Origin of the sequence: Kitasatospora sp. NPDC057965 (assembly GCF_042887135.1) — a bacterium.
Taxonomy (GTDB): Bacteria; Actinomycetota; Actinomycetes; order Streptomycetales; family Streptomycetaceae; genus Kitasatospora.
The window spans coordinates 12,633-27,914 of the sequence record NZ_JBHVPZ010000044.1; the positions used below are offsets into that span (position 1 = coordinate 12,633).

Annotated in this window: 13 protein-coding genes and 1 pseudogene; 6 read left to right on the forward strand and 8 right to left on the reverse strand. The window is 70.0% G+C overall.

The genetic code is table 11. The features are described from left to right. Positions 1 to 72: 72 nt before the first annotated feature. The 6 genes and pseudogenes from ACFVVU_RS36080 to ACFVVU_RS36105 all read left to right on the forward strand — a co-directional run bounded on the left by ACFVVU_RS36080 (position 73) and on the right by ACFVVU_RS36105 (position 4,214). Complete coding sequence (locus ACFVVU_RS36080; protein WP_387794077.1) at positions 73 to 801, forward strand: hypothetical protein; 729 nt, start codon at positions 73 to 75, stop codon at positions 799 to 801. A gap of 533 nt (positions 802 to 1,334) precedes the next feature. Then, positions 1,335 to 1,661 carry a transposase gene (locus ACFVVU_RS36085; protein ID WP_387794078.1) on the forward strand — a complete coding sequence of 109 codons (327 nt, stop codon included), beginning with the start codon at positions 1,335 to 1,337 and terminating at the stop codon, positions 1,659 to 1,661. Continuing rightward, positions 1,658 to 2,206 (forward strand): annotated as a pseudogene (locus tag ACFVVU_RS36090) (IS3 family transposase); the annotation flags it as partial. The gene ACFVVU_RS36085 and the pseudogene ACFVVU_RS36090, both read left to right, overlap by 4 nt. A gap of 243 nt (positions 2,207 to 2,449) precedes the next feature. Continuing rightward, entirely contained in the window at positions 2,450 to 2,671 is a 222-nt protein-coding gene (locus tag ACFVVU_RS36095) for an IS3 family transposase (protein WP_387794109.1), read from the forward strand. 402 nt (positions 2,672 to 3,073) lie between these two features. Next, positions 3,074 to 3,331, forward strand: a complete 258-nt coding sequence (locus tag ACFVVU_RS36100; protein WP_387794079.1) for a hypothetical protein — start codon at positions 3,074 to 3,076, stop codon at positions 3,329 to 3,331. Positions 3,332 to 3,944: 613 nt separating this feature from the next. Beyond that, entirely contained in the window at positions 3,945 to 4,214 is a 270-nt protein-coding gene (locus ACFVVU_RS36105; RefSeq protein WP_387794080.1) for a hypothetical protein, read from the forward strand. Between the two features lie 135 nt (positions 4,215 to 4,349). On the opposite strand, the gene ACFVVU_RS36110 is transcribed toward ACFVVU_RS36105, so the two are convergent. The 8 genes from ACFVVU_RS36110 to ACFVVU_RS36145 form a co-directional block, all read right to left on the reverse strand. Further along, positions 4,350 to 4,667 carry a hypothetical protein gene (locus tag ACFVVU_RS36110; RefSeq protein ID WP_387794081.1) on the reverse strand — a complete coding sequence of 106 codons (318 nt, stop codon included), beginning with the start codon at positions 4,665 to 4,667 and terminating at the stop codon, positions 4,350 to 4,352. A gap of 1,323 nt (positions 4,668 to 5,990) precedes the next feature. Then, positions 5,991 to 7,736, reverse strand: coding sequence for an ABC-three component system protein (locus tag ACFVVU_RS36115; RefSeq protein WP_387794082.1), 1,746 nt, complete (start codon positions 7,734 to 7,736; stop codon positions 5,991 to 5,993). Then, positions 7,714 to 7,980 (reverse strand): ABC-three component system middle component 6, encoded by a 267-nt coding sequence (locus ACFVVU_RS36120; RefSeq protein WP_387794083.1) that lies wholly within the window; start codon positions 7,978 to 7,980, stop codon positions 7,714 to 7,716. The genes ACFVVU_RS36115 and ACFVVU_RS36120 overlap by 23 nt, the downstream gene beginning before the upstream one ends. Next, entirely contained in the window at positions 7,977 to 8,915 is a 939-nt protein-coding gene (locus ACFVVU_RS36125) for an ABC-three component system protein (protein WP_387794084.1), read from the reverse strand. The genes ACFVVU_RS36120 and ACFVVU_RS36125 overlap by 4 nt, the downstream gene beginning before the upstream one ends. A gap of 304 nt (positions 8,916 to 9,219) precedes the next feature. After that, on the reverse strand, positions 9,220 to 11,565 hold the full coding sequence (locus ACFVVU_RS36130; protein WP_387794085.1) for a Helicase associated domain protein: 2,346 nt from the start codon (positions 11,563 to 11,565) through the stop codon (positions 9,220 to 9,222). A 51-nt stretch (positions 11,566 to 11,616) separates the two neighbouring features. Beyond that, positions 11,617 to 12,345 carry a helix-turn-helix domain containing protein gene (locus tag ACFVVU_RS36135; protein WP_387794086.1) on the reverse strand — a complete coding sequence of 243 codons (729 nt, stop codon included), beginning with the start codon at positions 12,343 to 12,345 and terminating at the stop codon, positions 11,617 to 11,619. Continuing rightward, the gene (locus ACFVVU_RS36140; RefSeq protein ID WP_387794087.1) at positions 12,342 to 14,567 is read right to left on the reverse strand and encodes a hypothetical protein; all 2,226 of its coding nucleotides are present in this window, start codon (positions 14,565 to 14,567) and stop codon (positions 12,342 to 12,344) included. The genes ACFVVU_RS36135 and ACFVVU_RS36140 overlap by 4 nt, the downstream gene beginning before the upstream one ends. Further along, a complete protein-coding gene (locus ACFVVU_RS36145) occupies positions 14,567 to 15,193 on the reverse strand; it encodes a DNA-binding protein (protein ID WP_387794088.1) in 627 nt (208 codons plus the stop codon). Before ACFVVU_RS36145 ends, ACFVVU_RS36140 begins: the two co-directional genes overlap by 1 nt. Positions 15,194 to 15,282: the final 89 nt, after the last annotated feature.

Here is a 15,282-nt window from a genome sequence, read left to right on the forward strand (position 1 = left end):
CCCTCCGCACTGCGGGGCTGCAACCCCGCACCACGCTCCACCAGTCCCGTCAACGCCCCAGAGAGGCACCAAATGAGGAACGCGCACGACGTCCTTATGGACATCCTGCGAGAGGCCGATGCGCCGCCAGCAGAACAGGCTCAGCAGAGCGGCCCGCAGGACTGGGACGCCTACATGTCCCGCCTCGCCGAGCTGGCCGAGGCTGACGACGCGGCGCAGCAGCACCCGGCCGTCGTCGAGGAGAAGACCGCCGCCCCGACCGTCAGCGCGGTGGACGCGCTGCTCGCCGAGCTGTCGGCGCCCGGCGGGCCGGGCGACGCCCTCGGCCGGGTGGCCCGGCTGCTGGCCGACGACAGCGACGCCGAGTCGATGCTGGAGACGGTGCTCACGAAGGTCCTGGCCGAGCTGGACACCCGGCCGGACGCCACCACGATGACCGAGCGCGAGCTGGAGGGCCTGGTGCTCGCCGCGCTGGTCGCCGAGCAGGACGCGCGTGTCTGCGGCAACACCATCAACGTCAACGGCACGGCCGATCCCCGCGGCGCGAGCGACGCGGACAGCAAGGAGACCACCGACATGCACCACACGCCCGCGGCCGGCCCCGTGACCCTCAGGCCGCAGAACAGGCTCACCATCGCCGCTCTAATCACCATGATCATCGGTCTCGTCGCGGCCGTCGGCGCCACCGTCTCCAGCGCGGCCGCCGTCCTCGTCGGCACGATCGCCCTGGCGGCCGGATCCGGCGGCAGCATCGCCCTCGCCCGGCACAGGCACCCCGCCGGCCCCCGAAACCGGGAGTAGACCATGCCGTTCCATTTATGACAGCCGCGCCCACAGGAAGAGGGCGCGACACCAGAAGACCCCACCGGCAGGAAGGAGCTGTTTGAACCACGCGTGACAGCCACGCCACCACCACCGCAAGAAGAGCGACAGCCCGAAGCACAGCCGGCCCGGGCCAAAAGATGCGCATGAACCCACCACCCGGGGGCTGACGGACTGCGAGGGGGGTACCGAACCGTACCCACAGCCTTGCGGCCGTCCCGGCATGCCGAGACGACCGCAAGACGGAGGGCACAGAGCACCACCACGGACCAGCGGTGGAACAGGCCAGCATGGCACCGAGAAGGCGCTGGGGCCGTCACCCACAGGGTGACGGCCCCGGCGTACCGGCTCCCACCGAACCACCCGCAGTCAGGCAGCGCGGACATCGCCACTCAGCCCACCGATCCCACCCTTGACATCATCGACGCCGCAGCCGGCTCCAAGCACTACTTGTGTAAGGGTGAGGTTCCCCCGGGATGCGGAGGATGGTGACAGCGGTTCAGATGGGTCTCATGAGAGGACCCGAGGCCATGGCCGCCCCGAAGAAGTACCCGCAGGAATTGCGTGAGCGTGCGGTGCGGATGTACCGCGCCGCCGACCCGAAGCCCGTCATCCGCCGGATGGCCGAGGACCTCGGCGTCCACCCCGAAGCTCTGCGCAACTGGATCCGGCAGGCCGAGGCGGATGCCGGCGAGCGCGACGACCGGCTCACCACCGCCGAGCGCGAGGAACTCGCCGCCCTGCGCAAGGAGAACGCCCAGCTCAAGCGGGCGAACGAGGTGCTGCGGACGGCGTCGGCGTTTTTCGCGGCGCAACTCGACCCGACCCGGACCAGGTGACGGCGCTCCTCGACGAGCATCCTCACCTGGGGGTCGAGTGCGTACTGCGGGAGCTCGGCATCGCCTCCTCCACCTACTACCGGTGGCGCCGTGCCGAACGGGAACCGTGCGAGCGGCGCCGCCGCGATGCGGAGCTGGCCGAGGAGATCACGCGGATCCACGCCGAGTCCGGCGGGATCTACGGCTCGCCGCGCGTGCACGCCGTCCTCGAGCGCGCGGGTGTGGCGGTGGGACGCAAGCGGGTAGAGCGGCTGATGCGCGAGGCCGACATCGCCGGGATCAGCCCACGCAAGCACGGCAAGGGCTTCACCCGGCGTGACCCGGACGCCGAGCCCGCGCCGGACCTGGTGCAGCGCGACTTCACCGCCCCCGCACCGAACCGGCTGTGGGTCACCGACCTGACCATGATCCCCACCATCGAGGGGCCGCTGTGGCTCTCCGCGATCCGGGACGCCTACTCCCGCAGGGTCGTGGCCTGGGAGACCTCAGCCCGCGCGGACGCCGACCTGGTCCTCACCTCACTGGAGTACGCGCTGGCCTCCCGCGAGGTCGCTCCCGGCCGGCTCGTGCACCACGCCGACCACGGAAAACACTCGGCTGGAGAACTCCTGCGGAGGCTCTCGACGATCAGCTACTCTCGCTCCAAACCAGCGGTGTTGCAACGACCCCTTGAACCCGGTCAGTACACGTCTATCAAGCTCACAACACGCCTGCTCAGAGCGGGAATCCACGCGTCCATGGGAGCGATCGGGGACTCCTACGACAACGCGCTCGCCGAGAATCTGTGGATGCTGATCAAGACCGAGTGCATCCGCGGCCGCGTCTTCGGCACCCGCGCCGAGGCCAACCTCGCGCTCTTCGAATACCTCGACGGGTTCTACAATCCCCGCCGCGTCCAGAAACGACTCGGCTACCTCAGCCCCATCGAATACGAGGAGAAGCACTACGCCAACCATGCGACGACCGAACAAGTGAACCTGAAACCACGTCAACCCCTTCTGACCAGCTGATCAACACCTCCCACACACCGGGGGAAGCTCAGGGCACCAAAGCGAGCATCACGGCCGGCTCGACGGGCCTTCCGGTGTCCAGGGCCACAGACCAACCCAAGGTGCGCCGGCATCTACTGGGGCGCGGGACAGCTGGGGCGGATCTGACACGCGGGTACAGCATCTGCGCTGGCCAGGGCGGTCGGAGGCGGTACAGGGTTCGCCGCGATCCCGTGGACGTGGCGGGGCAAGTATGCGACGGCCCAAGACAGCGCGTTGGCGTTCGGAGGCACCTGCGCGCCATGGTGGATCCCGGCCGCAGGATGCCGCGCCCAGCGGCCCGCCAAATTCCCTGCGGCAAGGGCGCTCTGGCGGCTCCTCAGGTCTGTCCCGGTCTCCCTCTTCGACAGGAGTTTCCCAACCATGCCCAAGCCCAGGTCCACCCGCCTGCTCTGCATCGTCTCCACGAGCCGTGCGGGCCGGATGCCGGCCGGTGTCCGGCGCCGTTTGGTGGTCGTCACCGTTCTGCTCGCCGCAGCCAGCGCGCTTGCCGTCGGAGTGGACGTCGCCACCGTCGTCGAGGCCGTCACACTGCCGGCGGCCGCTGTGAAGCTGGCCGACCTCACCACCGGCGCCGGGCCCGTCCGTCGGCGGCACCGTGGCCGCCGTGCGGGGCGGTGAACCGGGCCGTGCCACGCCCCGAAAGGCCGCTCCCGGATGGCGCGGGCGAGGAGTTGCGCGCGCTCGCCCAGTGCTTGTGCGGCCTTCGCCGCACCGCCCGCCTCAGCTACCGCGAGATATCCGCGCACCCGGACGGCGGCGGGTACTCAGCGGCCACCTTCCATCGCGCAGAGGCCGGTGGGCAGATCCCTACCCGGGAGGTCATCGCCGCGTTCGCCACGGTCTGCGGCGGCAGCGTGGGCAAGGCGCTGCGGCTGCGTCTGAAGGCCGCCCGTGCCGTTGTCTGGGACGCCGAGCACAAGGCGTGGGGCCGCGCCGTGCAGGAAGCCCTCCAGAGCAGCCGAAGGCCCGGCGACCCGCCCCCGCATCTGGCCCCGAGCGACATCGGAAGCCTTGCCGACCTGCGGACCGCGATGCGCTACATCCACCTCCAGGCCGACGCCCCGCCCCCTCCAGCCGCTCTCTTGAAGCCGCGGCCCCGCCTGGGCACCTCGCCCACACCACCCTCGACCGCTTCCTCAGTAGCTGGAAAAGGCCCCAGCTGCCCACTCCAGAACTCCTCACCGCGTTCCTCACCGGCTGCGGCGTCTCCCTACGGCGTAGGAGCGCCTGGATGGCCGTGTACCACCGCCTCGTCGCAGGTGACCTCGCCCTCAGCGCCCGTGCCACCCGGGCCCGCGAGCGCTTCGGCGCTGGCCCGCCCTGCGACGGCTTCTGGGACGTCTACCACCGCGAAGAACTCGAGCGCTGGCTCAAGACGCTCCCCCGCAACCGCAGCAGGCGACCAGACCCAATCGGCTTCGGTCTGCCGGACGACGCGATCGAGGACTACCCCGACCAGTGGGCCATCGACTACGCCTACCGCAAGGCGTCAACCGACTGACCACCGCGTAGTCGTCCGGTGTGGCGGTGGCGGGGGAGCGAGGCCTTGAGCCCGGGCGGCCAGCCGCCGCCCGGCATAGGCCCGCTCGGCTGTTGTCGGGGCGGCGCCATCCTGACCGCGGCCTTTGTGCAGAGGTCAGTCCTTGTCTCGTTCATCGAGCCGGGCCAGTTGTGCTCGTAGCCGCTCCGCGTCGGCCTCCGCCCGGCGAAGTCGGCGCTCCAGGGCATCGCGAGGCGCTTGCACTGCGGATTTTTCGAGCGTCGTGCCGCGCGGGATGAGCCAGCCCACGGCCTGGTAGGCGATGATTGTGCGAGCGTGGACGCACGTAGAGCAGCGCTGCTCCGGGCGTGGGCTCGGCCAGCCTGCCGCGATCATGCGGTGCATGTGCTGACCGTCGGAAGTCTCGAGCAGTGCCGAGTCCGCCGCTGATGCCTGGTCGAACTCCTCGGCCATCTCCCGCACCTGACGGGGTCCACCACACAGGGCCCATGTTCGGGCTTCCAGCCGAGCGACGGCGCCACAACCTCTGTGCCGTGCCCGCAGTCCAACAAGACTGTCCAGAATGCCTTGGTATGAGGCTCGTCGCGGCGCAGCACCGCCCACACGTCGGCGGTGATCCACTCGGGCGGCTCCGCCGTATCAGCGGGAAAAGCGACTTTCCTGCGATCCTTCCACTCGGTGATCTCGCGGTAGGGGACGGGAACGGATTCGTCGTGCTCGCAGTACAACTGCCCGGGAGGAAGAGGTTCGTCAGTCCACCCCCTGCCCCACCGGCGTTCGTTCGGAGGAGTGCACTCGCTGTGAGTCAGCAGCTCGGTGATGCAGCCGCAGTCCAGCTCGACCCGCCAGCGAAAGCACTCGTCAGCGCCGGGGGCGAAGAACGGCCACAGTTCGCTGGGGACACGGCTGCGGCGCTCGGCGTTGAGTTTCTCGTACTCGCGTAGGGCATCCGTACGCCGCCTCGCCCGGCCCGGAAGCTGCCGCTGCACGGCCAGTGGCCGCTCGTCTGCTGCGGAGCACGCCACGTCAAGTTCCTCTTGCCGAGCAATGTGCCGTTGCTCAAGCTAGGCCTGGGGACCGGCTTGGGACAGAAACGCTGTCTCGCCTCGCTCGTTAGACTCACGCAGCAGTCAGCCTGTTGCCCCACACTGCTGCGTGTGATGACCAGGCCGGCCGCGTCCGACACAGTGGCAACGCAGCTTCAGAAGGCCCTCACCGACCCGGCGCACAACTCGACCAGCAACACAGCAACCACCAAGTCTCCTCGCCGCCCGGCTCGCCGAGCCCGCGCCGCTGAGCCTCGGGCTGCTGAGATTCCGCGGCCGAATCAGACGCGGACCGCAGGCACCAGGCGGCCCCGGGAACGGGCCGCAATGAGGCGGACCGCCTGCCAGAGGTCGTCGGCGGAATCGCGATGCGGAATCCCGACCACGGCGTATCGCCGTCCGGCCGGACAGCCCGAGCGTCACCGTTCCGTGTTGTCCCTCCTCCTTGTGGCAGAGCCCGGCGTGCAGCAACGTGCGCCTCTGGCAGATGCTGGGAGAGGAGTGAGGTTCTATGGCAGACGTCGTGGCCGTGCACGGGTCGGCGGCGAGCAGCTCGAGCGCAGGCTTACGCCAACGACCAGGGCGACCTCCGAGCCCTGATCGCAGTCTCCTACCAGTCCAACCAGCAGAAGGCCGATGAGAAGCGGCTTTGCTCAGCCGCAACGCCGATCTGCTGGGCTCGCCAGCTCCCGCTGCCGGGAGGGCAGCGCCAGAAAGTCCAGTGGGTGGGTCAGAAACGAAATCCGAAGAGGCCGCCAGTAGCGTGGGCATCGGTGAGAAGCGTGTTGCCAATGTAGGGCTCTGCATCGAAGCCGAGTCTGGTGGCCTTGGCGAGGTCGTCTGTGTTGAGGGTGACGATGTATTGCAGGTCTTCTTCTTGGGTGACCTCAGCGGCCAGCTCTAGAGCGGCTTTGATCTGACGATCGTCAACCCCGTCGTACAGGTGGCTGTCGTGAATGAGGAAGTCAGGGCCGCGTCCGTGCCGGTGGGCGAGGACTGCGATGGTGAGGTCGAAGCAGAAGATGACCATGTTGCCGATGCCCCGGCTGTTGTCGCTGTCGATGCGGGGAGTGATGGTGAGGCTCTCGGGGCCGGCCTGGATGGCGAGGTAGGCATCGCGAGTGCCGTAGAGAGCCTGCGCGAATCGGGAGAACAGCTCGGTTGCTTCACGGCGCTGTTGGCTGCGCTCGTCTAGGTCTGTTTCCACAGCCTGCTGGAGCTCGATGCGCTTGGCCTTGATCTGCCGCGCGCTGGATTCCAGGGTCTGTGCGGCTTCGAATCGGTGCCGCAGTGCTGCTAGAGCGGCCTCCTCTCGTGCCAGTGCCTGCTGAAGGGCGGTCAGCGCCTCCAGCGCTCCGCCTTCTGCAAGGGCGCGTAGCAGGCGCGCCTGCTCGTCACCGAGGGCTGCACGTTCGGATCGGCGCTGGGCCAGCCTCGTTGTCAGCTCGTCGATCTCCTCGTCGAGGAATCGGCGACGGTTCCGGACGATCGAGTGGTGGAATGCCTCGACCTCGTCGAATCGGCGGCGCACCTGGTCACTGAGGACGATTCCAAGTTCACGGTAGACGGGCTGCAGATAGTCGACGTCCACGTCGGCGGTCTCCGTAACCGCCTGTTGCAGTTCATCAAGGTTGTTCTGGTCGATAACGTCGTCCTGGGCGAGCTTCTTGATGTGGCGGCTGAGAGCGTCGGCCTGCTCTTTGAGGTGCTCATATTCGGGAACGACTTGGAAGGCGGAAACCTGTCCGCGCAGACGGTCGACCTGTACTTCGGCAAGTGTGATCTGACCCCGGAGTTCTGCGGTGGAGCCGACGATGCGCCCCCAGACCGGGTCGTTGACGGCCTTGCTGAGCTGCTTGCGGGTCGCGTCCCGCGCGGAGAGCTGCCGGTACCCGTCGGCAAGCTGCCAGTCCAGGCCGAGCAGGTAGGCGAGGTTGGTCGTCGCGTCTGCAGCGGACTGACGAGAGAAAGTGCGCCCGGCCTCGTTGAAACCGTGTGCGGAGACCCGGCGGGCAAGGAAGGACAGCAGAGTGCGGCCGCTAACCCCGGGATGGTCGGCGCCGAGTCCGAAGAGACTTCTGTCGATGAGCTGGTTCCACTGCTCGACAGGAACCTCGGCCGGCTCGTCATAGCCGAAGAGGGATGGCTCGCCGGCTTGCGCGATGTCGGGGTCAAGGCGGACCACAGCTGGCCGCTGCCCGGTGCGGCTGACGGACAGCAGGCCGTCGAAACCCGGCCAGTCCATGTCCAGCTGGAAGGTGATCTGCTTGAGGACCTTCCCGGTGAACATGCTTCGCTTGTCGCCTCGGGCGCCAAGCAGGAAGTGAATGAGCTCGATGACGCTCGACTTGCCGGAGCTGTTGCGGCTGTCGGTGCTGGTGGAGTCGGCCCTCTTGTCTGCGAGTACGAGGTTCAGTCCGCTGGTGAAAGCCATCGCTTTGAAGCGGGGGTCCTCAGCCCTCAAGCGGCGCAACATCTATGCTCCTTGCAACGAGGAGGTCTCGGCGCAGTTCGATGGCGCCGATTCCGTAGAGGACGTCCAGGGCCAGGACGAACCAGCCAAACGATACTGGCGAGTGGTGTCCGTGCTCCCGGCGCCAGGTCTTGAGACGTGCCCAGGTCTGGCTGACCGTGCGGGGTTCATCGAGCTGGAGGAGCACTTGGGCACCGACTGCCAGCAGGCAGCGGTCGGGGGAAATGCCCTTGGTCGGGGTGATCACGGCTGTGCGCCTACCAGCCCTTGGGGCCAGTCACTGGGCGGGGCCTGGAAGATGTCGCAGCGGAAGAAGAAGTGGGCGAGGATCACCCAGGCCGCCCGTTGGACCCGTGGCCGCTGTTGGGCGTTGCCAAGCACGTACATCTGCAGTTGCCACAGTACGTCCTCTGGGTCCTCGTACTCGTCTCTTACCTGCTCGTAGCGGATCCGGAAGCCCTGAGCGATCTCGTCGTGCTCCAGCTCTCGCATCGATCCGGCGTAGAAGGCTTCGACGAGGTGGGCGTGGCGGTTGCCGCGCAGCAGCTGATCACGGGCGTCGCCGACCAGGTTGTTGAAGTCGAGCTTCTCCACCCGTGCTTGCGGTACGTCCATGAGGGGGTCGGATTCAGTCCGCAGTTCCTTGAGCTGCTTCAAGAGCGGGGCCAGGTCATCCATGCTGATGCCGAAAGCGAGCGGCTTGATCGGGATTTCACAGCCGAGGATGTCTTCTGCCAGAAGTTGATCAAGCTGCATGAACTCCTGCCATATGTGGCGGGTGCGCATCTGTTCGAAGTTCAAGTCGGGGTGGTCGGCGTCGGCATCGGACAGCATGGTCGCTACCTGAGGATGAACGCCTCTGCGGTCGTTGTGGACGAAGACGAAAGTGTCGAACTGCCCCTTGCGCTGCCGGATGGCGCTCGCCAGATCACTGGTGAATTTCGCCTTGACCTTGTCGATCTTCACAGACTGCGGTGCGTAGCAGGCGTAGAGCTTGCGGGAATGCAGAGCCAGGCCGTCGGCTCCCTGGTCGCCCAGCTTCCCAGCGGTCCGCACATCCAGGAAGGCTGGGTAGCGCGCACACATGACCTTGTGAAAGAACTCCTCGAATGCCGATTCATGCAGTTCGGTCATCAGGTCCATGAACTTCAGATGGGCATACAGGCGCTGCTCGTACTCCACCCGCCCCCCTAACTGTGAAGGGCGCCATCGTAGCGCTGAGCAATCATCCTGCGGAAGATCGCCAGCACAGCGCGCTGGCTGCATCGTAGGTCGCCGCTCGTCCCAGGGGATGACGGATCCGACGCGGCTGTAGCCCCAGGCCTAATAGACGGCTTGCGCTGCGGTGTCGTCGAAGGCGAAGGCGGCGCGGAAGCTGGCGACAGGTCTGGGAGCGGCAGCGGGAGCAATCGCGGTCAACGTCGGCCAGCCCCTCGCTATACGGGGGTTCGACGAAGAACCCGGTGAAAACAGCGCGCAGTTGGGGTCAGCCAGCGACGGTCTCGGTGTGTCGGTGCAGGGCGTCCAGGAGCGCGGTCTGGTGGTCGGTCAGCTTCCCGTCCGTGCGGGCCTTGTCCTGCTTGCGCAGCCAGGTGCCGGGCCGGAACGCCGGGTCGTCGCCGAGGCCGGTGCGGTTCGCCGGGCCGTTCAGGGTTCCGCCGGCGGCGAGGTAGGCGAGGAGGCGGCGGTAGGAGCGGTTCCAGTCCGGCTCCAGGCGCCACAGCTCGTCCAGGGCGTCGAGCTTGGCGACCTGGTCGGTGGTGAGGCCCGCGGCCTTGCGCTGGCGGCGTATCCACGCGCCCACCGCGTAGTCGTCCAGCTTAGCCGTGGCGGGGATGGCGAGGTGGCCGTGCCGACGGTGGAACGCTTTCGCGTACGCGGCCCCGCGTTCCCAGGCGTTGGCGTTCTTCGACCAGATCATGCCGAGCGCGTCCAACTCGCTGACCCGGGCGGAATCGAGCAGGTGCTGGCCGTGGAGGTGGCGCTGGCGGGTGAGCCAGGAGATCAGCTCGGCATGCTTGGTCTTGTCGGTAGGGTCGAGGTGGCCGTGCTGGAGGTGGAAGACCGCCGCGACGGCGTGCATGCGCTGCCACTCGACCGCGCGCGGGTTGAAGGCGCGCAGCTTGACGGTCTGAAGGATCCGGGCCGCGTGGTGCCGGGCGTTGATCCGCAGCCACTCGACCGACGACTCGACCGGGGCCGACTGCTGCTCGGCCTCCCCCGCCTCGGTGGCCTCGCCCTCGGCCGGCTTGGCCGCGGTGGTGTGTACGGTGCCCTGCGAGCGGGTGCCGCGCAGTTCGGTGATCCGGCCGGCCACCCGGGCGTCGTGCGCCGCCAGGGCCCGCAGGACCCGCCAGATGGTGCGGAACGAGCTGGCCTCGATCTCGGCGTCGGCCTCGGCCTTCACGGCCTCGCCGGCGTCGTGGACCTCGGACGGTTCCGCGGCCGCCGTGTCGTCGCCGACCTCGGGAGTGGGCAGGTAGACCGGGATGATGATCCAGGAGACCTTGCCCTGGCGGTAGGACTGGCGCAGCGCGCGGCCGACGGCCTGGACGATGTCGATGACACTCGACTTCGGGTCCGCGAAGCAGACGGCGTCCACGGCGGCGACATCGATGCCCTCCGTCAGGAGCCGGCTGTTGCACAGGATGCCGCACTCCTCGCCGTCCTCCCCGGTGTGGGCCTTGAACTCGGCGAACGCGGCCCGGCGGTCCTTGAGCCGGTCGGTGCCTGCCACCGCCTTGGCCCAGATCCGCTCCGGACGCTCCGCATCGGGCAGCAGCTCCGAGGCCTCCAGCAGGGTGCCCGCGAACTCCCGTGCCCCAGCCACCCGGGAGTGGAACGTGATGACCCGGCGCAGGCCGAGGTCCGCGACCGCGCGCAGCACCGCGACCTGCAGCGCCAGGCGCAGCAGGTCCTCGTTGCTGCGCTGGGAGCGCAGGTCCGCGACGGCCGGGAGGTTCAGCAGCTCGCGCAGGTCCTCATCCGTCACCACCGGCACGAGCACCCGGTAGTCGGCGAGGTAGCCGTGCTCGATCCCCTGCCCGAGCGTCCAGGTGAAACAGACCTTGCCGTAGATGCTCTCGTCTTCCATCGAGCAGAGGGCGGGCAGTTTCTCGGCGTTGTCGGCGTCGGCAAGGTCGGCCAGGCCCTGCTTCGCGCGCCGGTCGTCCGCGATCCGCGGGGTCGCGGTGAAGTACAGGCGGCGCTTCGCCGGGACCTTGGTGTCGTCGTGGACGGCGGCCCAGGCCTTGCCCTCGGCGCCGGCGGTGCGGTGGGCCTCGTCGATGACGACGAGGTCCCAGGCGGGCAGGCCGAAGTCGCGGTGGGCGGCCACGATGCGCTCCAGGGAGGCGTAGGTCGCGTACACGGTGACCGGCTCGCCCGTCTTCTCCTTGGCGACCAGGTCGGCGATGCGCGGGGCCTGGGTGGTCACCTGGGCGTGGACGCGGCCGCCGGCTTCCGCGCTCTCCAGCGCCTCCTCCCGCGAACACGCCGCCACCGCGAGGCCGCGGCGTCCGCCCCGCAGCGACCAGGCTTCGGCGGTCTGCTCCAGCAGTTCGATCGTCGGCACCAGGACCAGCACCCGGCCGCGCGCGGCCAGGCGGCGGGCACAGCCGGCGGCGATGAGGGTCTTGCCGGAGCCGGTGGCGGCGACGACGGTTGCGCGGCCGCCGTTCTTGACGGCCTTCACCGCGGCCGCGACCGCGTCCTTCTGGAACCCGTGCAGCGGCAGCGGGTTCACCACGACGGTGGTGCCGGACGGCTGTGCCGGGAGCGGCGGTCCGGCCGGCACGTCCCGCTCGGTGGTGGCGGTGGCGGTGGTGTCCACGGCGGTGCTTCTCCTTCGGCGTGGGTGGTTCGGGGGGCGGTCGGGTGCCGGTCAGCCGATGAGGACCTGGGTGCTCTGGTGGCCGGTGGGGGTCCAGGTGCGGATCTCCAGGTAGACGATCTCGGCGTCCTCGGTGGCGCGGCCGGTCTCCACCAGCCACGTGAGCACCGCGTGGACGACGTCGCCGTGCGAGGCCGCCACCCTGCGGGACCATTCAGCGGCGGGGAAGCCGCCGGTGGCGGCGGAGCCGTAGGTGCGCTCCTCGGTGCCGTCCGTGCGGGGAACCACGCCGCGCCGGATGCCGGGCGAGTCCTGCCGGGAGCCGGCCGACAGCGTGAAGTACCGGGACTGCATGCGCACGGTCAGCGCGACCCGGCCGTCGGCCTGCGCGGCGGCGTGGATTACGCCGGCCAGGTGCGCGGCGCCGGACTTGATGGCCTGGCGTCCGGCGCGGCCGGCCATGCTGCCGCCCGGGGTGCCGATCACGTCCTTGCCCCGCACCCGGGCCTTGTGCCCGGTCCTCGTGCGGCGGCGCTGCACGTTCTCCTGGGCGACGGCCGACAGGGCCTCGGGGTCGCGCTCGCCGCCGCGCACCGCGCGCACGACCTGGCGCAGCGCGTCCACGAACGCGGCGCCCTTGCCCTTGGTGAAGAACTGCGAGACCAGGGAGGCGTCGCGGCCGAGCATCCGGGCGACCTGGCGCTTGGTGAAGCCCTCGTCGAGCAACTGCTGGGTCAGGCGGGCGGCCTCGTTCGGCTGGTTCGGGTCGGCCGGGCTCACTGGTCAGCTCCCTTCTCCGCGAGTTCGGCGCGGCCCAAGCCGCGCAGCTTGAGGTACTGCTCCTGGCTGGTCGGGTGCTCGACCGGGCCGGTCAGGTGGCCCTTGAGGAGGTAGTCGCCCGGCTCGCCCCGGTAGGGCCAGGGCTGGCGCTCCGTCAGGGCGATACCGTCGGTGCCGAAGTAGACGACCGTACCGGGCTTGGCGTGCAGGGCACCGGCGTAGCCGATGACCTCCTTGCCCTGGCGGTACTTCATGTCCAGCAGCGCCGCCCGCGCCCCCGACCACACGTAGGCCGCCCACTCGGGGTGGGCGTACGGGTCGCGGGAGAAGCCGGCCTGCCGCTGCCAGGTGACCACCTCGCCGTCCTGGCCGAGGATCTCGACTCCGGCGGGGAGCGCCTCGCCGACCGGGGTGGTGCCGGAGACCAGGCGGGGGCGCTGGGCGAAGCCGCCGAGGCCGAACAGCAGCACGCTGCGGACGGCCCGGCTGGCGAGGTAGGCGGCGGTGCGCTGGCGCTCGTCGCCGTGCAGCTTCGAGAGGTTGGTCAGGTCCGCCCAGGCCGACTTGAGGCGCTTGCCCCACTCGTCAAGCGGCTTGCCGTCCTCGAACAGCAGGCCGCCGAGGATCTCGACCTTCCACGGCATCAGGTGGTTGGACAGCGCGAGGTGGACCTCGGCGCCGCCCGCCCAGGTGGTGAACGTGGCGCCCGGCTCGGACGGGTAGATCCAGGCGCGGTCCCCGGTCACCGGCGCGGGCAGCAGGCCGACGTGATTCCACCCGGCCGGGACGGTCACCTTGATGTGCCAGTGCGAGCAGGACATCAACGCCTTCACCTGCTCCGCCCCGGTCATCGCGGCGAACGCGGCCGCGGTGATCCGGCGCGGCGTGCCGACCGGGCTCTTCCACAGGTGCTTGGCGTAGGCGAAGGTGCGGTCGTACTCCACCAGGGCGGGCAGGTGCTCGGGGACGCGGGGCGGCAGGATCAGCTCGGTGCGGCCCTGCCCGCCGGTGGCGTGGAGCAGGCCCCGCAGCTCCTCCGAGAGAACCGGGTAGCCGCCGGCCCACTTGCCGGTGGTGGGGATGGTGCGCGACCACAGGTCCCGGCCCGTCTGCGACGGCGAACCCATGAGGACGGCGTCGTCCCAGTGGCGGCGCAGCGCCTGCCACAGCAGCCGGAACGCGTCCCGGCAGGTGACGACGTCGGCGCCGTCCGCATCGAACCACTCCCCCATCGAGCGGATCTCCGTGACCGGCCCCTCCGGGGAAGTGGCGGGGGCGTAGCGGCCGACGGGCTGGCGCTGGTGGACGAAGTGCCCGGCGAGCTTGTCGCGGCCGGAGCCGACGGCGGTGGTCCAGCGGTCGGACGGGGTGTTGAGCCAGGCGGCGACGGCGTCCTTGAGGGTGGAGTAGCGTTCGGCGCCGTCGTGCCAGGGGGCGCCGGCGGTGATGTAGATCCGCTCGGTGCCGGGCGCGGTGGCCAGCACCGCGTCCAGGATCTCCCCGGGGGTGCGGGCGCCGAGGTCGAGCCGGACCACGCGGTCGCGCACCGCGAGGTCGCCGGTCGCGGCGTCCAGGAACACCGTGGCGCGGGCCTGCTGGACGAAGTTCGGGCGCTTGGAGACCAGGCCCGTGGTGACGGCCTCGAACCGGGCGCCGGCCGGGCCTTCGGGGAGGGTGGGCAGCTCGCGCGGACCGGCCTCGACCGCCGGACGCGGCGCGGCAGCGACCGAAGCGGCCGGGACGACCGGCGCAGCGGTGGGGGCGGGCTGCTCGGCGACGACGGCCTGGTCCTCGACCTCGGCCGACGCCTCGACCACCGGGGCGGCCGGGGCCGGCTGCTCGAGTACGGGGGCCGTGCGGGTCAGGGCCGGGGCGACCGCGACGGCGGGATCGGCGACCATCTCGGCCTCCGGGGCCGGGGCGGGTGCAGCGGCGGTGGCGGTGGCCTGGTCGTCGGCATTGGCGGCGCGGACGTCGGCCGGGGTCGGGTCCAGTAGCGGGGCGATCCGCACGACGTCGCCGACCGACAGCCCGGAGGCCTTCGCGATCGGCGCGGCCTGGGCGCCCTCGTACCCCGCGAGCCCGGCAACGCGACGCGCACGCTGGGCGGTGAGCTTGTCCAGCTCCTTCTGCGCGGCCGCGACCGTCTTCTCCGCGGCCGTGATCTCGGCACGCAGCTCGCGCAGACCGGCGAGCTCGGCGGTGTACGACTTCCGGTCCATCAGGCCTGCTCCCCCTCGTCGGCGGTGTCGGTGGTCGGGTTGGTGGTGACGTAGGCGATCGGGCCACCGGACACAGACGCCAGGCGGGTACCGAGCAGCAGGCCGGCCAGGCGGGCGTCCTCCGGGTCCTGGGGGGCGGCGGCGTTGACGGGGGCGGTGAGGTCGGTCAGGTAGCCGGCCAGACGCGCCTTCAGGAAGCGGAAGCGCCCTGCGGTGCCGACCGTGCCGTCGGACTCCCACTCGGCCAGGCCGGTCAGCACCGCGACCACGAACCCGGCGACCGTCACCGGCAGTACCCCGCCGGCCGCGACCCGGGCAGGGTCGCACCGCCACCAGCCGGACAGCGCGGCCAGCAGCTGCGCCTGGTCCAGGCCGGTGCCGAAGCCGATCCACTCGCGGTCCGGCTCGTCGACCTTCGCGGGGGCGTCCGAGCGCAGCACCGCGACTTCGGGGGTGCCGAGCGCGCTCAGGTCAGCAGCGGGCCAGGCCTGCAACTGCTGGAGGGCGGCCAGCGGGAAGACCTGCCGGCCCTGCTCGCGTACGCCGGGGACCACGCCGGTGGCCATCAGCTTCTTCACCGTCGGGATCGAGCACCCCAGTGCCGTCCCGGCTTGACCGGTCGTCACGAACACACCCACAACCTCCACGCCTATTCATCTAACTTGAAACGCTAGAGCGACTCTACGCCTCCCCACCGACACCGTGCACGCCTTTT